General features: G+C 73.4%; 17 protein-coding genes and 2 pseudogenes. 12 read left to right on the forward strand and 7 right to left on the reverse strand.

Translation table 11 applies throughout. The annotated features are described in order from the left end of the window. Positions 1–98: 98 nt before the first annotated feature. Positions 99–1,751, reverse strand: a complete 1,653-nt coding sequence (locus tag ACFC1F_RS36335; protein ID WP_209412137.1) for a ubiquinol-cytochrome c reductase cytochrome b subunit — start codon at positions 1,749–1,751, stop codon at positions 99–101. 374 nt (positions 1,752–2,125) lie between these two features. Between ACFC1F_RS36335 and ACFC1F_RS36340 the strand changes: the two genes are divergently transcribed. Beyond that, complete coding sequence (locus ACFC1F_RS36340) at positions 2,126–2,497, forward strand: hypothetical protein (RefSeq protein WP_376164984.1); 372 nt, start codon at positions 2,126–2,128, stop codon at positions 2,495–2,497. Positions 2,498–2,529: 32 nt separating this feature from the next. Here ACFC1F_RS36340 and ACFC1F_RS36345 read toward each other — a convergent pair whose 3' ends face one another. Both ACFC1F_RS36345 and ACFC1F_RS36350 read right to left on the reverse strand, forming a co-directional pair. Continuing rightward, a complete protein-coding gene (locus ACFC1F_RS36345; protein WP_376164986.1) occupies positions 2,530–3,180 on the reverse strand; it encodes a DUF6328 family protein in 651 nt (216 codons plus the stop codon). A gap of 230 nt (positions 3,181–3,410) precedes the next feature. Further along, positions 3,411–3,720, reverse strand: a pseudogene (locus ACFC1F_RS36350) (plasmid stabilization protein). Positions 3,721–3,993: 273 nt separating this feature from the next. On the opposite strand from ACFC1F_RS36350, the gene ACFC1F_RS36355 reads away from it, so the two are divergent. Beyond that, positions 3,994–4,362 carry an STAS domain-containing protein gene (locus ACFC1F_RS36355; protein ID WP_376164988.1) on the forward strand — a complete coding sequence of 123 codons (369 nt, stop codon included), beginning with the start codon at positions 3,994–3,996 and terminating at the stop codon, positions 4,360–4,362. A gap of 169 nt (positions 4,363–4,531) precedes the next feature. Then, a complete protein-coding gene (locus ACFC1F_RS36360) occupies positions 4,532–4,885 on the forward strand; it encodes a hypothetical protein (protein ID WP_209412142.1) in 354 nt (117 codons plus the stop codon). A 96-nt stretch (positions 4,886–4,981) separates the two neighbouring features. On the opposite strand, the gene ACFC1F_RS36365 is transcribed toward ACFC1F_RS36360, so the two are convergent. Both ACFC1F_RS36365 and ACFC1F_RS36370 read right to left on the reverse strand, forming a co-directional pair. Next, positions 4,982–5,302, reverse strand: a complete 321-nt coding sequence (locus tag ACFC1F_RS36365) for a hypothetical protein (RefSeq protein WP_376164990.1) — start codon at positions 5,300–5,302, stop codon at positions 4,982–4,984. 76 nt (positions 5,303–5,378) lie between these two features. Further along, the gene (locus ACFC1F_RS36370) at positions 5,379–6,305 is read right to left on the reverse strand and encodes a LysR family transcriptional regulator (protein WP_376164992.1); all 927 of its coding nucleotides are present in this window, start codon (positions 6,303–6,305) and stop codon (positions 5,379–5,381) included. Positions 6,306–6,376: 71 nt separating this feature from the next. On the opposite strand from ACFC1F_RS36370, the gene ACFC1F_RS36375 reads away from it, so the two are divergent. Beyond that, complete coding sequence (locus tag ACFC1F_RS36375) at positions 6,377–7,162, forward strand: NAD(P)-dependent oxidoreductase (RefSeq protein WP_376164994.1); 786 nt, start codon at positions 6,377–6,379, stop codon at positions 7,160–7,162. 113 nt (positions 7,163–7,275) lie between these two features. Here ACFC1F_RS36375 and ACFC1F_RS36380 read toward each other — a convergent pair whose 3' ends face one another. After that, complete coding sequence (locus ACFC1F_RS36380) at positions 7,276–8,196, reverse strand: MBL fold metallo-hydrolase (RefSeq protein ID WP_376164996.1); 921 nt, start codon at positions 8,194–8,196, stop codon at positions 7,276–7,278. Between the two features lie 150 nt (positions 8,197–8,346). On the opposite strand from ACFC1F_RS36380, the gene ACFC1F_RS36385 reads away from it, so the two are divergent. The 7 genes from ACFC1F_RS36385 (at position 8,347) to ACFC1F_RS36415 (ending at position 18,327) form a co-directional block, all read left to right on the forward strand. Continuing rightward, the gene (locus ACFC1F_RS36385; protein ID WP_376164998.1) at positions 8,347–9,372 is read left to right on the forward strand and encodes an AraC family transcriptional regulator; all 1,026 of its coding nucleotides are present in this window, start codon (positions 8,347–8,349) and stop codon (positions 9,370–9,372) included. A gap of 381 nt (positions 9,373–9,753) precedes the next feature. Then, positions 9,754–10,848 (forward strand): sugar ABC transporter substrate-binding protein, encoded by a 1,095-nt coding sequence (locus tag ACFC1F_RS36390; RefSeq protein ID WP_209412148.1) that lies wholly within the window; start codon positions 9,754–9,756, stop codon positions 10,846–10,848. 104 nt (positions 10,849–10,952) lie between these two features. Continuing rightward, positions 10,953–11,741, forward strand: coding sequence for an ATP-binding cassette domain-containing protein (locus tag ACFC1F_RS36395; RefSeq protein WP_148646991.1), 789 nt, complete (start codon positions 10,953–10,955; stop codon positions 11,739–11,741). Beyond that, positions 11,738–13,000: a sugar ABC transporter permease gene (locus ACFC1F_RS36400; protein ID WP_148646992.1), complete on the forward strand. Its 1,263-nt coding sequence runs from the start codon at positions 11,738–11,740 to the stop codon at positions 12,998–13,000. Before ACFC1F_RS36395 ends, ACFC1F_RS36400 begins: the two co-directional genes overlap by 4 nt. Before the next feature lie 287 nt (positions 13,001–13,287). Beyond that, the gene (locus ACFC1F_RS36405) at positions 13,288–13,521 is read left to right on the forward strand and encodes a hypothetical protein (protein WP_376165001.1); all 234 of its coding nucleotides are present in this window, start codon (positions 13,288–13,290) and stop codon (positions 13,519–13,521) included. Positions 13,522–13,893: 372 nt separating this feature from the next. Beyond that, complete coding sequence (locus ACFC1F_RS36410; RefSeq protein WP_376165003.1) at positions 13,894–15,321, forward strand: pyridoxal-phosphate dependent enzyme; 1,428 nt, start codon at positions 13,894–13,896, stop codon at positions 15,319–15,321. Positions 15,322–15,516: 195 nt separating this feature from the next. Further along, positions 15,517–18,327: a tetratricopeptide repeat protein gene (locus ACFC1F_RS36415; protein ID WP_376165005.1), complete on the forward strand. Its 2,811-nt coding sequence runs from the start codon at positions 15,517–15,519 to the stop codon at positions 18,325–18,327. 54 nt (positions 18,328–18,381) lie between these two features. On the opposite strand, the gene ACFC1F_RS36420 is transcribed toward ACFC1F_RS36415, so the two are convergent. Continuing rightward, the gene (locus ACFC1F_RS36420) at positions 18,382–19,050 is read right to left on the reverse strand and encodes a hypothetical protein (RefSeq protein ID WP_376165007.1); all 669 of its coding nucleotides are present in this window, start codon (positions 19,048–19,050) and stop codon (positions 18,382–18,384) included. Positions 19,051–19,228: 178 nt separating this feature from the next. Between ACFC1F_RS36420 and ACFC1F_RS36425 the strand changes: the two are divergent. Continuing rightward, a pseudogene (locus ACFC1F_RS36425) lies at positions 19,229–19,514 on the forward strand (hypothetical protein); the annotation flags it as partial.

The raw sequence follows: 19,514 nt of genomic DNA on the forward strand, positions 1-19,514 counted from the left end.
CCCGCCACGCGCGTTGCGGCGTGGCGGGCGCTGTTGGCGTCCTGCGGGCGGCCGTGGATCAGCGGATCGACGGATCGGCCGATCAGCGGATCGGCGGATCAGTGGTGGCCGTGGCCGCTGGTGATCTCCTCGTGCTCCTCGGCGGTGGGCTTGGAGATCTGGCTGCCCTGGCCGTAGAAGCCGCGCGAGAGCTGGGCCCGAATGCGGGTGAACAGGCCGACCTTGCGGGCCACCCCGTTCTCGTCCACCTCGGCCGGCAGTTCGATCGGCTGCGGCTGCGCGTGCGAGGTGAGCGTGTACAGCCGCTCCTGCGGCAGCGGCGCGTGCACCTCGACGAACTCGCCGTGCTGCAGCCGGTTGATGACACCGGTCTCCCGGCCGTGCAGCACCTTCTCCTTGTCGCGCCGCTGGAGGCCCAGGCACCACCGCTTGGTGATCACGAAGACCACCACCGGAACGACGAAGAAGCCGACCCGGACGGCATTGGTGATCGTGTTGATCGACAGCTCGAAGTGCGTGGCGAGCAGGTCGTTGCCGCCGCCGGCCAGCAGGAGCAGGTAGAGGCCGACCCAGGCGGCGCCGTAGGCGGTCCGCACCGGCGCGTTGCGTGGGCGGTCCGCGATGTGGTGCTCGCCCCGGTCCCCGGTGACCCAGGCCTCGATGAACGGGTAGCCCCAGACCGCCACCAGCACCAGCGGGAAGATCATCAGCGGGATGAAGACCCCGAGGTTCAGGGTGTGGCCCCACAGGCCGATCTCCCAGCCCGGCATGATCCGGATCAGGCCCTCGGAGAAGCCCATGTACCAGTCGGGCTGCGCGTCCGTCGTGACCTGGTCCGGGCGGTACGGGCCGTACAGCCAGATCGGGTTGACGGTGGCGATCGCCGACATCACGGCGACGACACCGAACACCAGGAAGAAGAACCCGCCCGCCTTGGCCATGTAGACCGGCATCAACGGCATGCCGACGACGTTCTGCTCGGTGCGCCCGGGCCCCGAGAACTGGGTGTGCTTGTGGTAGAAGACCAGGATCAGGTGGGCCACCAGCAGGCCCAGCATGATCCCCGGGATCAGCAGGACGTGCACGGTGAACAGCCGCGGCACGATGTCGACGCCGGGGAACTGGCTGCCGAAGAGGAAGAACATCAGGTACGTGCCGACGATCGGCACGGCCAGGATCGCGCCCTCCATGAACCGGATGCCGGTGCCGGAGAGCAGGTCGTCGGGCAGCGAGTAGCCCATGAAGCCGTCGAACATGCCGAGGATGAGCAGACCGGCACCGAAGAGCCAGTTGATCTCGCGGGGCTTGCGGAACGCGCCGGTGAAGAAGACGCGCATCATGTGCACCAGCATGGCCGCGACGAACACGATCGCGGACCAGTGGTGGATCTGCCGCATCAGCAGTCCGCCGCGGATGTCGAAGCTGATGTTGACCGTCGAGCGGTAAGCCTCGGACATCTGGATGCCCCGGAGCGGGAGGTACTGCCCCTCGTAGATCACCTCGCCCATGGAGGGCTTGAAGAAGAGGGTCAGCCAGACGCCCGTCAGGATGATGATGATGAAGGTGTACAGGCAGATCTCGCCCAGCATGAAGGACCAGTGGTCCGGGAAGATCTTGCGGATGTTGGACTTGGCCAGCGCGTAGATGCCGAGCCGGCCGTCGGCCCAGTCGGCGAGGGCCTCGGCCTTGTTCGCGGGCGCCGCACGCGTGCTGGTGCTCGGTCCCCGGCGCGACTGCTGGTCGGCTGTCACGACGGGCTCCCCGGCGTCCGCTGCGTACCGACCGCGGAGCCCGCCTGCGGAGCTGCCGGCCGGCGGATTGATGTGATCATGGGACCTCTCGATACGGGGCCGCCGGGTTCGCCGGCGCGCGGATCCGCCGATCCGCTGGCCACGTTGCTCAAAGTGATGGGGCGCTTACTCTGTCATGCTGTCGGCAGGGGGCCGCCTGTGCACGTCCATCGGCCCTGACGGCCGCTCGTGTCGGGCCGTCCGGGGGGTGTGGGGGCCGATCGGCCGCCGGTGGGACCGGCTGTGGTGCGCCCGGGTGCTGTTGACGGGGCGCTGAACCGTTTCGGCGCGCGCCGTGCGCCGGGAGGGCGCGTTCGCAGGCCTACGCTGCGCCAATGGTGGATCACCGGGAACTCTTCGAGGACGTGACCGCGACCCTGGCCCGCGCCGGGTTCGACACCGGGCAGGGCCCGTCGGGCCTGCGGATCGGCCACCGGCCACAGGGTGTGGTGGTCGGCTGGACCCCCGCGCCGACGCCCGCCCGTTCGCCCGTGCCTTCGCCCGTGCCCGTTGACGGGCAGTCGCCCGACGACGGCATCCGGGCAGCGGTGAGCGGGGCGGTCGCCGTGGTGCTGCGCGAGTCCGGCTACCAGGTCGCCGAGGCCGGGAGGGACGGGCTGCTGGTGACGTCCGGTCCCGGCCCGGCCCCGGCGGCGGCCGCCCGGGCGGACGAGGGGGACGTCGTCCCCGAACAGTGGTGGGGCTGACGGACAGCGGTGGGGCCGGCGTCGGGCAGGGGTCAGGGCCGGCGGTGACTGCCGTCCTGCCCGTTCGCGTTCGCGTGGCCGTGTCCGTGTCCGTTCGCGCTCGCGTTCGCGTGCCCGCTCGTGTTCCCGTGTCCGTTCGTGAGGTAGTGGCGCAGCGCGTGGACGGGAAGGAACAGCCAGCAGGTGGCGAACCACAGCATCACGCCCGCGGCGATCCCCGCGGCAGCCGCCGCGCCGGTGGCGACCCGCAGCAGGAGCAGCAGGGCGGAGCCGACGGCGAGGGCCAGCAACACCAGCCCGGCCCCGACCAGCCGTGCCGCGCCGTCCACCAGCTGGGGCTTGAGCCGGCGGCCGGCCAGCACCCGGTGGTACGAGACGGGCGCGGTCAGCGCGGCAGTGGCCAGGGCGCCCAGGACGACCGCCACCACGTAGAGCCCGCGGTCGTAGGCGCCGAGTTCGGCGAAACGGGGCATGAAGGCGACGCTCAGCAGGAAGCCGAACAGGATCTGCGAGCCGGTCTGCGCCACCCGGACCTCCTGGAGCATCTCGCTCCAGCGCCGGTCGGCCCGCTCCTCCGGCGATTCCTGCCGGCCCGTCCGGGGCAGCGTCCGGGGCAGCGTCCGGGGCTGTGTCCGGGTCTGCTCGGGGGTGGCGGCCGCGCCGCCGGACTCCTGGGTCGTCATGGCCATCGCCTCCCGTGCGCGGCGCGTCCGTGCCGGTCGCTCCGGTGTCCCGGACGGATCCGGCCGCTCCGGCGACGGCAACGCGGGCTTGCTGACCCGGCGTGTATCCGGGCAGGGCCCGGGCAAACGCTGGCGCAGGGCGACGCGCGGGCCGGGACCGTCCGGCCGGTCGGGCGTCCGACGTGCGTCCGACGTGGGTCCGAGTGTCCGCGTGCTGCTTCAGGCGTGGGTCAGCGTCCCAGGGCGTGCTCCAGCTCGCGCTTGTTCATCTTCGAACGGCCCTTGATGGTGCGGTGCTCGGCCTCGTTGTACAGCTGGTCGTAGGTGGGCCCCTGGGCGCCCCGGTGCGAGCGCCGGCCGCCCCGCCGCCCGGAGGAGACGTCGTGCGTGGAGGAGCGGCCGGCGGTCTTCGACTCGCCTTGGCGGGCCCGTCCGGGCGGCGGTCTCCTCGGCCCGCTTCCTGTTCTCGCCGCGGTCGAGCGCGCTCTCCTTGACGTGTTCGTACTGCCGTTCCCGCTTGGGGCTCGATCCTCGGGCCATGGCGGTCTCCTCCCGGGGTGCCCGGCCCGCCGGCCCTTCCGGTCGCGGGTACGGCCGGGCCGGATCTCCCTGCGCCGCGTGTACCCGGGCGACCGGCGGCGCACCACGGCGAAACCGGACGGACCGTGCGGCGGTCGTCGCAGGGCCGGTCCGGCGACTCCTCGGGGTCGGGGCGTCACCGTGGTCGGTGCCCTGCGGTGACCGGCCGCCGGACCGGCCGAACGGGCCTATCGTGGAAGGATCCGGCAGGCGCGGGCGGGAGGAGCCGAGCCCATGAACCGTCACACGCCGAAGAACTCCGGCCCCGCGGTCGAACCGGGCGGGATCACGATCGAGACGCGGCCGTGCGCCGAAGGGACGGTGCTCACCCTCCGTGGTGAGCTCGACCTGGACACCGTCGGTTCGGTGGAGGCCGCCCTCGACGCCGCGCTGGCCGGTCCCGCCACCGTCGTCGTGCTCGACTGCGGCGACCTGGAGTTCTGCGACTCGACCGGTCTGAACGCGATGCTGCGCGCCAGGTCCCGCGCCGAGGCCGTCGGCAGCCGGATCGAACTGGCCCGGCCCCGCCCCCTGGTGCTGCGGATGCTCGAACTCACCGGCGCCACCGACGCGTTCCGGATCAGGGACGGGACGCCGCCGTAGGGGCCGAGCCGTCGAGGGCGCCCGCCCCGCGCCCTGGGAGCGTCGGCGCCGGGGCTCCGGGGATGCTCCGTGGAGTCTCCCTGCATGCTCCGGAGATGACAACTGTCACAGGAATGGCGGGCCCTGACGCACTTCCGGGCCTGGTGACGGGGGCCCTAGCGTATGGGGCATGACGAAGAGCATCGAGCAGGACCGCGACCGCACCGACCTCCGGGTGAGCATCATCGGCGGCCACAAGCTGGCCGGGGCGACCGTCCACGAGCGGACGGTGACGGCCTCGTTGATCGGCGGCGCCGACATCGACCTGACCGACGTGGACCTCCCGGACGGCGCCGAGCTGCGGATCACCAAGCTGAGCCTGATCGGTGGCGTGCACCTCACCGTCCGGCCGAACGTGCGCGTGCAGGTGGGCGGCCTGCGTCTGGGCGGGGTCAGCGACGACGGGCCGACCGAGCCGGGCGGCCCGACCGTCCGGGTGGACGCCTGGGGTCTGCTCGGCGGGGTACGCGTGGACCGGGCGTAGCCGGACTTCGCGCAGTCGGCGGCCGGCCCGGTCGGGAGGCCGCCGCCGACGCGCCGCTCACGCCACCCGGGGCAGTGGTCCTCCTCCCGGGGGCGCTCAGAACGGAACGGCGGGACCGGACGGGGTCTGCCGCCGCCAGAGGACCACTCTCCGCCGCCGGACCCGGCCCTCGTCCGGGTCGACGGCGATCACCTCGGCGGTGATCCGCCGGCCGACCTCCACGACCTCGGTCCGTGCCCGCCCCCAGGGCAGATCCGGGGGGCCGACCGATCCCAGCGGTTTCGTGGGGAATCCGTCCAACGTCACCGCGACCCCGTGAGAGCGGGAGATCTCCGTCGCCACCCCGCTGCAGAGGTCGCCGACCCGGATCGTCGACAGAAAGCTCCGCACGGCCTGATCGTTCGACGCTGCGTCCATGCCGGTCAGCGTTTCACGGAGGCCGCGCCGACTTGAGGGTCTGCTCACCCGGACCCGCGCCGGTCGAGGCCCGGCCTCACCGCGGGGTCGCTGCCTGCGGGGTTGCTGCTGGCGGGGTCGCTGCCTGCGTCGCCGTTCGGAGCAGGTCGAGGAAGGCGGCGGCGGCCGGTGGTACGGACTGGCCGCGACGGGTGGCGGTCTGCACCAGACGGACGGGGGTGTCCTCGGGGTGCAGGGCGACGAGGGCCACGTCGGGTCGCGCGGCGCGGGCGGCCAGCGAAGGGATGAGCGTCGGCCCGAGCCCGGCGGAGACCAGGCCCAGCTTGGCCGTCCAGCCCGCCACCTCGTACTCGACGCGCGGACGGAAGCCGCTGCGGAGACAGGCGGACAGCAGGGTGGACTCGGCCTGTCGGCTGCCGGCGATCCAGTTCTCCCCGGCCAGTTCGGACAGTCGCAGCCGGCTCCGGGCGGCCAGCGGATGGTCGTGGGGGAGGGCCACCAGGACGGCGTCCTCGGCCAGCGGCCGGAGGTCGAACGCATCGCCGTCATAAGGCTGTTCGGGATACCCGACGACCACGGCGAGATCGATCTCGCCGTCCCGCAGCCGGTCGAGCAGCGCGGCCGAGAGCCCTTCCGTGAGCGAGATCGAGACCCGGGGGTGTGCGTCCCTGAAGGCCGCGAGTGCGCCCGGGACCAGGGCGGCGTTGGCACTGTCGAAGGCGCCGACCCGCAGCCGGCCGTGGTTCAGCCCGGCCAGGGCGGCCAGCTCGCGCCGGGTGCCGTCGAGCCGGTCGAGCATCGCGTCGGCGTGCGGCAGCAGGGTGCGGCCCTGCTCGGTGAGGCGGACGCCGCGCGCCAGCCGGTCGAACAGCACCACCCCGAGCTCGGCCTCCAGGGTGGAGATCTGACGGGAGATCGCCGACTGCGTGAACCCGAGTCGCTCCCCGGCGGCGGTGAACGAGCCAGAGCGGGCGGCGGTGCGGAAGACTTCGAACCAGGCCATGTCCATTCCGCATGGCTACCATGCGAGACATTCGCTTGTCGCCTGGCTGCTCCCTTTCTAGCGTGGACGGCATGGAAAAGATCGCATTTCTCGGGCTGGGCCGGATGGGCCTGCCGATGGCCCGTCGACTCGCCGCCGCCGGACACCCGTTGACGGTGTGGAACCGCAGTCCCGCCAGGACCGGGGGTCTGGACGCCGCATCCTCCCCCGCCGAGGCCGTGCAGGGGGCCGGCCTCGTCATCACCATGCTGGCCGACCCGGCGGCGGTCGAGTCGGTGGCCGACCGGTTCACGGCGGAGCTGGCGGCCGGGGCACTCTGGACCGACATGTCGTCCATCGGCCCGGACGCCACCGCCGCCCTGCGCCGCCGGCTTCCGGACGGCGTGGCCATGGTGGACGCCCCGGTGCTGGGCAGTGTCGGCCCGGCGGCCTCCGGTCAGCTCACCGTGCTGGCCGGTGGGCGGCCGGAGGACCTCGACCGGGTGCAGCCCGTGCTCGACGTCCTCGGCACCGTGGTCCGCTGCGGCGGCCCCGGTGCGGGTGCCGCCCTCAAGCTCGTACTGATCAGCGCGATGGTCGGGGGAGTCGCGGTGATCGGTGAGGCGCTCGCGCTCGCCGACTCCCTGGGCCTGCCGGAGGAGCTGACGCTCGGTGCGCTCGCCCGGGGGCCGCTGGGCGGTGCGGTGGCACGCGCCCGGAGCACGGACTCCGACTTCCCCGTCCGGCTGGCGGCGAAGGACCTCGCCCTGGCGGGCGGCGGCCCCGTCCTCGGTGCCGTCCGGGACGCCCTGCTCGCCCACCCGGACGTCGCCGAGCAGGACCTCGCCCGGGTGGTCGACGCGATGCGGCGGCGGTAGTAGGGGACGGCCCGGCCCGGACCCCCGTGCCGGGCCGGGCCGCCCCGATCCGGCCGCCCCGGCGTCGGCCGCCACGATCTCGCAGCCCCGGGGCGGCCGGCCGGTTGCGGGGGTCAGACCGCCCAGCGGGAGACGGCGAACCCTGAACCGGTGCGCCGGACTTCGGCGGCCCCGGAGCCTCCGAAGTGTGCCGGGATGACCAACTCCCGCTCGTCTGCCGCCCGTTCGAGGACGCGCAGCCGGCTGGCGGCGGCCTGCGCCGGGTCCTCGCAGAAGCAGCTGTTGCTGGAGGGGTGCAGGAGCTGCACCGGGCTGTGCAGCAAGTCGCCGACGAAGACGGCCCGTTCGCCGTGCGAGGCGAGCCGCAGCACCGAGGATCCGGGGCTGTGGCCGGGCGCCGTCTCCAGGGTCAGCCCGTCGTCGATCCGGTGGGTGTCCTCCCACAGCACCGCCTGCCCGGCCCGCTCGACCGGGAGGATGCTGTCGGCGTACATCAGCCGGCGGTCCTCCCTGCGGCCGCGCTCGGCCTCGGTGCCGGCCGCCGGGAGCGGGGCGCCGTCGGCCGCGTCGGCGGCCAGTGCGGCGTGGTCGGCGGCCGGCATGAGGTACACGGCGTTGGGGAAGGCCGGCACCCAGGCGCCGTCCCGGTCAACGGTGTTCCAGCCGACGTGGTCGGCGTGCAGGTGGGTGTTGACCACCACGTCGACCTCCTCCGGCCGCACGCCCGCCGCGGCGAGCCGGGCGGGGAAGTCGCCCTGCCGCTGGTGGAACTGCGGGGTGTGCGGGCGCTCGCGCCCGTTGCCGACGCCGGTGTCCACCAGGACGGTACGGCCCTGGTGGCGGATCACCCAGGTCTGCAGCGCGGCCACGTAGCTGTCGGTCGACGGATCCCAGTGGTCGGGCGCCAGCCAGTCCTCGTTCTCCTTCCAGGCGGTCGCCGCCAACCCGGGCACGATGGCCTGGGCCGGCGCGAACGGCCCCTGCCACTCCACGACCCTGATGATCTCGGCGTCCCCGAGCACGATCCGTTCCATGATCCCTACTCCCCACAAGCTCCGGCGGCGCTCTCTCGTCCCCCGCTGCTCCAGAGCCTAGGAGGACCGGCCTGAGCGGCTCAATACCTGTTCTGCTCACTTCGATACGCGATCGGCTCAGTGCCGCTCCGCGCGGGCTAGCATGGGCTCATGGACGTGGTCAGTGACGCGATTTCGGCCGTACGGATCGGGCGGCCCTCCTCCAACCGGCTGCGGGTGGCGGGCCGGTGGTGCACCCGGATTCCCGGGTACGACGGGGCGGGGTTCCACGTCGTACTGGAGGGCGGCTGCTGGCTGCTGCCGGACGGCGGCGCGCCCGTCAGCCTCGGCGCCGGTGACGCGGTGCTGCTGCCGCACGGGACGGGCCACGTGATCGCGAGCGAGCCGCTGGAGCCGGCCGAGGCCGAGCGGGCGGTGCCGATCGACCGTCTCCTCGGACCCGGCCGGCCGGTGCCGCCCCCGGCGTCGCCACCCATGGGCAGTGTCGAACCGGGTGCTCCCGTGGCCGAGTTGCTCTGCGGGAAGTACCGGCTGGACCACAGCCGCACGCACCCGCTGATGCGCGAGCTGCCGGATGTCGTCCATCTGCCGAACCGGGTCGGAAGCCACCCTCAACTGCGTTCGGCCGTCGACCTGTTGGGCGGCGAGCTGGGAGCGGACCAAGCCGGCGCGGCGCTGGCGGTGCCGAGCCTGATCGACCTGCTGTTGGTGTACATGGTGCGGGCCTGGCTGACGCGGGAGCCGGGCCCGGACGCCGTCCCGGCCTCGGCCGGCCCGCCGGGGCCTGCGACCGGGGCGCCGGAGCCGCCGACCGGCGCCCGCTGGCCGGCGGCCCTCGGCGACCCGGTGGTGGCCGCCGCTCTGCGCGCGGTGCACGAGGACCCGGCCCGCGCCTGGAGCGCCGACGACCTCGCCGCCGAGGCCGGGGTGTCGCGCGCGACGCTCACCCGCCGCTTCACCGCCCTGGTCGGCCGGCCGCCGATGGCCTACCTCACCTGGTGGCGGATGACCCGTGCCGCCTCCCTGCTCCGGCAGACCGACGACCCGCTGGACGCGATCGCCCGCCGGGTCGGCTACAGCACGCCGTACGCCCTCTCGCACGCCTTCAGCCGTCTCTTCGGCACGACCCCGGGCCGTTACCGTGCCCGCGGGGCGCGCGAGATCGCCGTCGGCTGAGGCGGTTGCGCCGCCATTCACGGCCCTCCGATCAAACTCTTGAACACAAGATCCGACTTGCCCTGTCCGTGTCAAGAAATTGTGGAGGCGGTGCGGGGGTGATGTGATGCTCCGGTTCTGCTTCGACGTGTTCGGGTCCGCTCAGGTCCGTACCAGGTCACGACCGTTTGGCGTGTCGATTCGTCCGTTCTGTCATGCACTGCCAGTTTGGTACTCGGAGGTTCCTCCAAGTTTCAATCGCGGATAGGTGTTCATGAAGATAACGAATAGCCCTCGACTGGCCAGGTCTTGGATTTACTTATTGACGTCATGCCGCGGCGACGGATTAACTCCTCCCACCCCGCCGCAGTGTTGCGGCACCGTCAGGGAGGCACCCCCCACATGAACGCAATGACGCGTCGCCTCGTCATCGGCACCGCCGCGGTCTCGATGGCCCTGTCCATGGCCGCCTGTGGCAAGGCCGGCGGCGACAAGAAGGACAGCGCGAGCTCCGGCGACACCAAGTCCATCGGCCTGCTGCTTCCGGAGAACGCCTCCTCCACGCGTTACGAGTCCTTCGACCGGCCGTTCATCGAGGCGAAGGTCAAGTCCCTCTGCCCGGACTGCAAGGTGCAGTACAGCAACGCCGAGGGCAGCGCCGCCAAGCAGAAGCAGCAGTTCGACACCCTGATCGCCCAGGGCGTGAAGGTGATCGTGCTGGACGCCTTCGACGCCAAGTCCACCCAGTCCTGGGTGAAGGAGGCGGCCGACAAGGGTGTCAAGGTCATCGCCTACGACCGCCTGGCCACCGGCCCGGTCTCGGCCTACGTCTCGTTCGACAACGAGAAGGTCGGCGAGCTCCAGGGCCAGGCCCTGCTGGACGCGCTCGGCGCCAAGGCCGCGGACGCCAACATCGTCATGATCAACGGTGACGAGGCCGACCCGAACGCCGCCAAGTTCAAGTCGGGTGCGCACAAGGCGCTGGACGGCAAGGTCAAGAAGGTCGTCTACGAGCAGTCCGGTGAGTGGAAGCCCACCGTGGCGGGTCAGAAGATCGGCGCCGCCATCACCCAGTTCGGCAAGGACGGCTTCCAGGCCGTCTACTCCGCCAACGACGGCATGGCGGGCGCCATCGTCACCCAGCTGAAGTCCGCCGGCATCAGCGTGCCGGTCGGCGGCCAGGACGCCGGCCTCGACGCCGTGCAGCGGATCGTGGCGGGCGACCAGGCCTACACCATCTACAAGGCGTACAAGCCGCTCGCCGAGAGCGCCGCCGAACTCGCCGTCAACCTGCTCCAGGGCAAGGACATCAAGGGCGTCGCCTCCGCCACCGTGGACAGCGACACCGACAAGGGCATCCCGGCCAAGCTGCTCGAGCCCAAGGTCGTCACCAAGGCGAACATCAACGACACCGTGATCGCCGACGGCCTCTACAAGGCCGCGGACATCTGCACCGCGGACTTCGCCGCCGCCTGCACCGCCGCCGGCATCAAGTAACGCGCCGGCCGGGCGAAGTGGCCACGGCGCTCCCCGTTCACCCGGGGAGCGCCGGCCCACGGCCCCGCTCGACCCCACCCACCCCACGCACTACCCCGCAGGAGATGGTTCACGTGACGGGCGCACCCGTACTGGCGCTGCGCGAGGTCTCCAAGCGCTTCGGCGCCGTCCAGGCACTCACCGACGTCGACCTCGACGTCCACGCCGGCGAAGTCGTCGCGCTGGTCGGCGACAACGGCGCCGGCAAGTCGACCCTGGTCAAGACGATCGCCGGCGTCCACCCGATCGACGAGGGCACCATCAGCTGGGAAGGCCGTGCCGTGCGCATCGGCCGCCCCCAGGACGCCCAGGCACTCGGTGTCGCCACCGTCTACCAGGACCTCGCGCTCTGCGACAACCTCGACGTCGTCGCCAACCTCTTCCTCGGCCGTGAGCTGCGCCGCCACGGCACGCTGGACGAGGTCGCCATGGAGCGGCGCGCCAAGGAGCTGCTGGACACCCTCTCGATCCGGATCCCCAGCGTGCGGATCCCGATCGCCGCGCTGTCCGGCGGTCAGCGCCAGGTCGTCGCCATCGCCCGTGCGCTGGTCGGCGACCCGAAGATCGTCATCCTCGACGAGCCGACCGCCGCCCTCGGCGTCGAGCAGACCGCGCAGGTCCTCGACCTGGTCGAGCGGCTGCGCGAGCGCGGCCTCGGCGTGATCCTGATCAGCCACAACATGGCGGACGTCAAGGCGGTCGCCGACACCGTCGCCGTCCTGCGCCTGGGCCGCAACAACGGGGTCTTCCCGGTGGCCGGGACCTCGCACGAGGAGATCATCTCCGCCATCACCGGCGCCACCGACAACGCCGTCACCCGGCGCCAGGCACGCATCGCGGAGGAAGCGAAGTGAGCACCAGCCAGACCACCCCGACCCAGCCCGCCGCACCGGCCACGGACCCCCGGCTCCTGGTCCGCCAGGGCGGCCTCGCCGGCTACCTGGAGGAGTTCCAGCGCAAGATCAAGAGCGGTGACCTGGGCTCGCTCCCGGTCGTCATCGGCCTGATCCTGATCGCCGCCATCTTCCAGAGCGTCACCGGCCACTTCCTCCAGGCCGACAACCTGACCAACATCACCAAGTGGATCGCCGGTCCCGGCCTCATCGCCGTCGGCGTGGTGTTCGTCCTGCTGCTCGGCGAGATCGACCTCTCGCTCGGCTCCGTCGCCGGCGTCTGCGCGGCCGTCACCTCCGTCCTGGCGGTGCGCGAAGGCCTCAACGAGGGCCTGGCGGTCCTGCTCGCCATCGGCGTCGCGGTCGCCATGGGCGCCCTGCACGGCTTCTTCTTCGCCAAGATCGGCGTGCCCGCCTTCGTCGTCACCCTCGCCGGCATGCTCGCCTGGAGCGGTCTGCAGGACTACGTGCTCGGCAAGCTCGGCACCGTCAACAACATCAACGACGGCCTCGTCGCCAACCTCGACACGTACTTCATCGGCGACGGCGACATCCTCTACGCCTGGCTGCTCGCCCTCGTCGCGATAGCCGTCTTCCTGGCCGGGCAGCTCCTGGACGCCCGCCGCCGCACCGAGGCCGGCCTGCCCGCCCGCAGCACCAGCGAGATCGCGCTGCGCACCGGCGCCCTCGCCGTGCTCGCCCTGGCCGGCGCCTACACGCTGAACCAGGACCGCGGCCTGCCGCTGCCCCTGGTCATCCTGCTGGGCGTGGTCGTGCTGACCGACTTCGTGCTGCGCCGCACCTCGTACGGCCGGCAGATCTTCGCCGTCGGCGGCGGCATCGAGGCGGCCCGCCGGGCGGGCATCAACGTCGCCCGGGTCCGCATCTCGGTGTTCATGATCTCGGCCGGTCTGGCCGGCCTCGGCGGACTCTTCATCGCCTCGCAGCAGGGCTCCGCCGACAAGACGCTCGGTGGCGGCAACGTCCTGATGAGCGCCATCGCGGCGGCCGTCATCGGCGGTACCAGCCTCTTCGGCGGGCGCGGCAAGACCTGGTCGGCACTGCTCGGCATCCTGGTCATCCAGTCGATCACCACCGGTCTGGACATGGTCCACGCCGCGCAGGCCATCCAGTACATGATCACCGGCGCGGTCCTGCTCGCCGCCGTGGTGCTCGACTCGGTCTCCCGCCGCACCCAGAAGTCCTCCGGACGCGGCTGACCCCCGACGGGCGGCGGCCGACCCCGCGCCCACGAACGGCCCGGTACCCACCCCCACGGGTACCGGGCCTCCGCCGTGTTCGGGGGCTTCGCCGTTCTCGGGGCCGGGGGTTTCCGGGTCGGGGCTTCCCGGGTGCGGCACGGGCCGACCGGGACCTTGGTCCCGTTCGTACGGGCCGTTCGCACCGCCTGTTGCGGCGACCGGACCACGCACCCTGGAAAGGAGCCCGCCGCCGGGCCGGAGCAGGCCGGCGGTCCGCATCCGGAGAGTGAGGAAGTGCCCCGTCCATGTCCGACGAGATCGTGTACCGCATGGTGGACGCCTTCTTCACCCACTTCCAGGACTGCGAGGAGCCGAGTCACCCGAACTGCCATCCGTACGCGCACTGGCGGCTCTACCTGGACCTCGACCACGAGACCGTGCAGCGGATCCGCCGGTGGGCGCGGGACCCGGCCACCGTGTCGGGCACACCGGCCGATCGGGCCGTCCTGCTGAGCTGGCTCGACGCCCAGGAGGCGTGACCGGCCCCGCCGACACGGCCGTCCGGCCCCCGGACGGCCGCCCGCGTCAGCCGGCGTCGGCGAACCGAGCCTCCAGCCGGCCGTCGCGCACCCGGGTCTCGAACACCGGCTGTGCGGGGGTGGCCGGCCCGTGCACGACCTCGCCGTCGGCCGGCCGGAACGTGCTGTCGTGCGTGTGAGCGCCCGTCGTGCCCGCGCGGGCGTCGTGCCCGTGGTGCCCGCGTGCCCGTGGTGCCCGCGCGCCCGTGATGCCCGCGCGCCCGTCTTGCCCGCGCGGGCGTCGTGCGCGCGAGGCCGGGGGCCCGAAACGGCGGGCGCGGCCGGATCGTTCTCCTTGTCGACTGCTCTGCTCAGCCCGGAAGGAGACCCGCCATGGCGGTACACGAATCGGTGGTCGACGCGATCGGTGGCACGCCGCTGTTCCGGCTCGCCCGGCTCGGCGCGGGGATCGCCGCTCCCGTGTACGCCAAGGCCGAGTTCCTCAACATCGGCGGGAGCGTCAAGGACCGGGCCGCCCTGTCCATGGTGCTGGCGGCCGAGCGGGACGGCCTGCTGCGCCCCGGCGGGACGATCGTCGAGGCGACGTCCGGCAACACCGGGATCGGTCTGACGATCGTCGGCCGCCGGCGCGGCTACCGCGTGATCGCCGGAGTGTCGGACCGTTCCGCGCCGGAGAAGTCGGACATCCTCCGGGCCTACGGCGCGGAGGTCGTGACGGCGCCGACCACCGTGCCCCGCGAGCACCCGGACCACCTCTTCAACGTGGTGAGCCGGCTCGCAGAGGAGATCCCCGGTGCCTGGCTCGCCAACCAGTACGACAATCCCGCCAACCCCGACGCGCACGTCCGGACCACCGGCCCCGAGATCTGGGAGCAGACCGCCGGCCGGGTCACCCACTTCGTGGCGGGGGTCGGCACCGGCGGCACCATCAGCGGCACCGGCGCCCACCTCAAGCAGGTCTCGGGCGGCGCCGTCACCGTGGTCGGGGCGGACCCGGAGGCCTCGCTCTACGCCGGGGGCGACGGCAGCCCGTACTTCGTCGAGAGCATCGGCCACTTCCTCCACCCGGGCACGGAGGAGGACCTCTGGCCGGACTCCTTCCACCGCGAGGTCGTGGACCGTTTCGAACGGATCCCGGACCGGGAGTCCCTGCTGACCGCCCGCCGCCTCGCCCGCGAGGAGGGACTGCTGGCCGGCCCGTCCTCGGGCACGGCGGTGGCGGCCGCCCTGCGGGTGGCGCGCGGCCTCGGCCCGGAGGACCTGGTCGTGGTGCTGCTTCCCGACTCCGGCCGGTCCTACCTCTCCAAGGTGTTCAGCGACGACTGGTTGCGGCAGTGGGGCTTCCTGGAGGAGCCGCGGACCGCCACCGACACCGAGCGGACGGTGCGCGCGGTGCTGGACGCCGTCCCCCGCACGGCCGGCCGGCTGCCCACCGTCGCCGCGGACGCCCCGCTCGCCGACGCCCTTCCGGTGCTGCGCGCCGTGCCCGGTGGCGTCGCGCCCGTGGTGCTGCCCCGCCGGGCGCGCCCGTACGGGGTCAGCGCCACGGAGGTCGTCGGCTCGCTCTCCACGGCGGCCGTCGAGGGCGCGCTCGCCGACGGCCGCGCCAAGCCGGACAGCCTGGTGGGCCAGGTCGGCGGACTGCTGGCCCCGCCCCTGCCGACCGTCGGCATCGGCCAGCCGCTGTCCGTCGCCCGGGCCTCCGTCGGCGCCGGCCACGACGCGGCGCTGGTCCTTCTGGACGGCCGGGCCGTCGCGCTGGTGCACCGGACGGAACTCGTCGAGCATCCCGGGCGGTAGGGCGGTAGGGCGGTAGGGCGGTAGGGCGGCAGGGCGGTCGCAGGACGGAGCGGTGCTGCGCCGGCCGAGGGCGTGCAGGACACCCCTCCGGCGCGGGGTTCGCGGCTACGCTGCTGGGAGTACGGCCATGGGCCGCCGCGGTGGAGGGGGAGTCGTCGTGCCCGAGGGGGATGGGCTGACCGGAGCGGGGCCGCGATGAGCCAGGCGGTGCCGGGGCCCGGCATCCGCGTGGTCGCCGCCGGCGCCAGGTCGGTGGCGGTCGGCGGGCCGAACTACGGGCAGATCACCACCGGGGACCATTCGCCGATCACCGTCACGCGGTTCCCCGCGCTGCGCGCGGTGGCCGAAGTCCCGCCGACCGCGGCGCCGGTGGGGATGCCCGGACCGGTGCCGCTGTTCGTCGGACGCGCCGGGGAGCTGTCCCGGATCGAGCGCGCCCTGGCCGCCGGGCCGGGGGCCGTGGTGCACGTGGTGCACGGGCTCGGCGGGGTGGGCAAGAGCGCCCTGGCCGCGCACCACGCGCTGACGTCCGCGCACCGGTACCGCCAGATCGTGTGGATCACGGCCGACGATCCGGCGGGGATCGCGGCGGGCCTGCGCAGGTTCGCCCTCGCACTCGAACCCTCGCTGGCCGTCCTGCCGTCCGAGGCGCTGGTCGAGCGGGCCGTCGCCTGGCTGTCGGAACACCGGGACTGGCTGGTGGTGCTCGACAACGCGGAGACCGCCGAGGACGTCGCGCCGCTGCTGGCCGCTGTCGGGGGCGGGGGCCGGATCCTGGTCACCAGCCGCAGCACGGTCGGCTGGCACCGGATCGGGGCGGGCGAGCAGCCCCTCGGGTCGTTGACGGCCGAGGACGCGATCCGGCTGCTCGGCGCGAGCGCGAAGGCCGGGCCGGGCGGCCCGGACGGCGGCCGGGAGGTGTGCGCGGCGCTGGGCTTCCTCCCGCTGGCCGTCGTCCAGGCGGGTGCCTACCTCGCGCAGACAGGCCTGTCCGGCCGCGACTACGTCCGGCTGATCGCCGAGCACCCGGCCGCGGTGTACGCCAGGGGCGACGAGGGCACCGACCCGGGGCGCACGATCGCCCGGGTGTGGCGCGTCACGCTCGACCGCCTCGCCGGTACCCCGCTGGCCGCGGAGGTCCTGCGGGTGCTGGCCTGGTTCGCCCCGGACGCGATCGACCGTGGACTGCTCGACGGTCTGGCGGACGAGGCGGAGCTGACGCACGCACTCGGCCGCCTCGCGGCCTACAGCATGATCACGCGCGAGCCCGGGGACCACGCCGGTGGTGGGTCCGAGCCCCGCCTGACGGTCCACCGGCTGGTCCAGGCACTCGCCCGGACGCCCGACCCCGAGGATCCGCACCGCACGCCGGACGCGGTCGCCAGGGCGCGCACGCAGGCCACCGCACTGCTGGTCGCGGCGATGCCCGGCACGCCGACGGAGGTGCGCACCTGGGCGGGGTGGCAGCGCCTGTCCGGCCACGTCGCCGCCCTGGCCGAGCACGCCGCGGCCGACACCGACAACCTGCACACCGCGGGCCTCCTCAACCAGGCCGGCGTCTTCGCCCGCCTCCGCGGCGACCTCGGGACCGGGATCGCCCACCTGCGCCGGGCCGGCGACGGCTTCCGGCGCCTGGCCGGGCCGGACGACCCCAGCACCCTGATCTGCACCCACAACCTCGCCGACGCCCTGCGCGTGGCAGGTGACGCGGGCCAGGCCGTGCCCCTGTTCGAGCAGACCGTCGCGGCCATGCGCCGCGTCCTCGGCGAGGACCACGTGGCGACCCTGCGGGCGCGGACCAACCTCGCGCTCACCTGGTTGAAGAACACGGGTGAGGTCGAGCGGGCCGTCGCCCTCCTCGAACGCAACCTCGCCGACTACCAGCGGGTCCTCGGCCGGGACCACCCGAACACGATGGTCTGCGGTGAGGCCCTCGCCGCCGCCTACTCCGACTCCGGCGACGTGCTCCGGGCGATCGCGCTCCTGGAGCAGAACCTCGCCGGCCTGCTGGTGGCCCTCGGCCCGGATCATCCGAACACCCTGCACAACCGGAACAACCTGGCCGTCGCCTGCGGGCTCGTCGGCGACACCCGGCGGGCGTGCGCCCTGCTGGAACAGACCCTGGACATCAGCCTCCGCGTGCTGGGCGAGGACCACCCGACCACGCTGTCCACGCGGAACAACCTCGCCTGCGCGGTGGGCGAGGCGGGCGACTCCGAGCGGGCGGTCGCCCTGCTGGAGCGGAACCTCGACGACCGCCGCCGGGTCCTCGGCGAGGACCACCCGGACACCCTGGCGTCCCGTCACAACCTCGCGGCCGCCCACCTCGCGTCGCACGACACCCTGCGGGCCCTCCCCCTGGCCGAGCGGGCCGCCGCCGATGCCCGGCGCCTCCTCGGCCCCGGCCACCCCGGCGCGGTGCCCGTGGTCCGGCTGCTCGCCGACGCCCGTGCCGAGATCGGCGACCTCGAACGGGCGCTTCCCCTGTACAGGCAGGTGCTGTCCGACGCCCGGCGCGTCCTCGGGGACGACCACGGGGAGACGATCGCCCTCCAGCGAGGCCTGGGCTGCGCGTACCTCCAGGCCGGTGACGTCAGGGCGGCGGAGACGCCGCTCGCGGAGGCACTGGCAGGGTGCCAGCGGGTCCTCGGGGAGGACGACCCGGACTCCCAGGGGTTCCACGCCGACCTGACGCTGGCGCGCATGGTGGGGATGGCCGAGGAGAACGCCGCCGTCCACGAGGTGCTGGACGGGTTCTTCCTCGTCGCGAAGTGGACCTTCGGCGAGGACCACCCCCGGTACCTGCTGCACTGCGAGGTCCTCACGGCCGCGTACCACCGGCTGGGGGACGCCGAACGGGCGGTGCCGGCCGGACGCACGGCCCTCGCGCTCGCCCGGCGGATCTTCGGTGACGACCACCCGAGGACCGGAGCGGCCGCCGCCGCCCTGGCGGCGATGGCGGCGGGCGCCCCCGGTCCGGCGGACGCGCCCGGCCCGGCGGGGTGACCGCGGTTCCCCTCCGGCCCGGTGGGGTGACCGCGGTTCCCCTCCGGCCGGTTCTCAGCGGGCCCGGTAGCAGACCGTGTAGCCGAGGTTGGGGTACTCGGGGGGCTGCCACCAGGTCGCGCCGTCCCCGCGGCAGAAGGCGATGTCGTGGTACGTCGGGGTCCGGCCCGTCACCACGACGTTGGCCTGACCGCAGGAGACGGCGGTGAAGGTCACCTGGCTGCCCGAGCCGCTCTTGCTCATGCACTGGTTCACGACGGCCCGCCCCATCGCGTCGGGGTAGTTCATCGAGAGGCAGAGCCGCATGCTCTGGCCGGGCCACCGGGGGACGGTGAAGTACTCGCTCAGCTGGTAGCCCTCCGTCGAGTTGCACCAGCTGCCGGCGCTCTCCCCCTGGGTGCGGGACAGGACGGTGAAGGTGCCCGGCCGGCAGGTCTGAAGGCTCCAGGGGGAGTTGGCGGGGCCGCCGTAGACGCACTGCCCGGGCTTGGCGTAGTAGGCGGTGTTCCGGTTCTGGTAGCTCAGGCAGAGGACGCGGTTGTACTGCGGGTACGTGATGCTCCCCGTCCCGTTGACGGCGCTGTCGCAGCCGCTCTTGTCCGTGGTGCCCGCGAGGACCTTGACCACTTTGAAGACGCCGTCACCGCAGTCCACCGGTTTGAGCTTGGTCTGCTGTTCGGTCCCGGTGTTGTCGAAGCAGTCGCCGGCCCGGGCGGTCTCCACCGGGTCCGGCGGCGGGGGCGGAGGGGGCGGCGGAGGCGGCGGGGGCGCGGGTTGCGGCGGTGGCTCCGGTGCGGGCGGTGGCGTGGGTACGGGGGAGGGGACGGGTGGCGGGGCGGGTACGGGAGGCGGTTCCGGAACGGGCGGCAGGGTGGGGGGAGGCTTCGGGACGGTCCCGCCGATGGCGGCCGTCACGGGGGTCGGCGGTTCCGGGGAAGGGCTGCTGGACTGGTGGGAGTTGACCCACGCGAACAGCAGGATGATCCCGAGGACGATCGCGACGGCCTTGCCGGCCGCGGAGCCGGATCCGCCTCCACCGCCCGGTGAACCGCCTGCCGAGCCGCCTGCCGATCCGGGCGCCGAGCCGACTGCCGATCCGCCTCGGGTGGTGCCCGGGGAGGTGCCCGACGAGCCGTGTGACGCACCGGCGGGAGCCGGTGGGCCGACCGGGCTGCCCAGGCCGGGCA

It is taken from the genome of Kitasatospora sp. NPDC056181 (genome assembly GCF_042266225.1).
Lineage (GTDB): Bacteria > Actinomycetota > Actinomycetes > Streptomycetales > Streptomycetaceae > Kitasatospora.

Bases quoted from the DNA above. Each gene is read 5' to 3' on its own strand.
- ACFC1F_RS36340 (WP_376164984.1), top strand. From the start codon at position 2,126: ATGGTGGATCACCGGGAACTCTTCGAGGACGTGACCGCGACCCTGGCC.
- ACFC1F_RS36345 (WP_376164986.1), bottom strand. From the start codon at position 3,180: ATGACGACCCAGGAGTCCGGCGGCGCGGCCGCCACCCCCGAGCAGACC.
- ACFC1F_RS36355 (WP_376164988.1), top strand. From the start codon at position 3,994: ATGAACCGTCACACGCCGAAGAACTCCGGCCCCGCGGTCGAACCGGGC.
- ACFC1F_RS36360 (WP_209412142.1), top strand. From the start codon at position 4,532: ATGACGAAGAGCATCGAGCAGGACCGCGACCGCACCGACCTCCGGGTG.
- ACFC1F_RS36365 (WP_376164990.1), bottom strand. From the start codon at position 5,302: ATGGACGCAGCGTCGAACGATCAGGCCGTGCGGAGCTTTCTGTCGACG.
- ACFC1F_RS36370 (WP_376164992.1), bottom strand. From the start codon at position 6,305: ATGGCCTGGTTCGAAGTCTTCCGCACCGCCGCCCGCTCTGGCTCGTTC.
- ACFC1F_RS36375 (WP_376164994.1), top strand. From the start codon at position 6,377: ATGGAAAAGATCGCATTTCTCGGGCTGGGCCGGATGGGCCTGCCGATG.
- ACFC1F_RS36380 (WP_376164996.1), bottom strand. From the start codon at position 8,196: ATGGAACGGATCGTGCTCGGGGACGCCGAGATCATCAGGGTCGTGGAG.
- ACFC1F_RS36385 (WP_376164998.1), top strand. From the start codon at position 8,347: ATGGACGTGGTCAGTGACGCGATTTCGGCCGTACGGATCGGGCGGCCC.
- ACFC1F_RS36390 (WP_209412148.1), top strand. From the start codon at position 9,754: ATGAACGCAATGACGCGTCGCCTCGTCATCGGCACCGCCGCGGTCTCG.
- ACFC1F_RS36395 (WP_148646991.1), top strand. From the start codon at position 10,953: ATGGTTCACGTGACGGGCGCACCCGTACTGGCGCTGCGCGAGGTCTCC.
- ACFC1F_RS36405 (WP_376165001.1), top strand. From the start codon at position 13,288: ATGTCCGACGAGATCGTGTACCGCATGGTGGACGCCTTCTTCACCCAC.
- ACFC1F_RS36410 (WP_376165003.1), top strand. From the start codon at position 13,894: ATGGCGGTACACGAATCGGTGGTCGACGCGATCGGTGGCACGCCGCTG.
- ACFC1F_RS36415 (WP_376165005.1), top strand. From the start codon at position 15,517: ATGAGCCAGGCGGTGCCGGGGCCCGGCATCCGCGTGGTCGCCGCCGGC.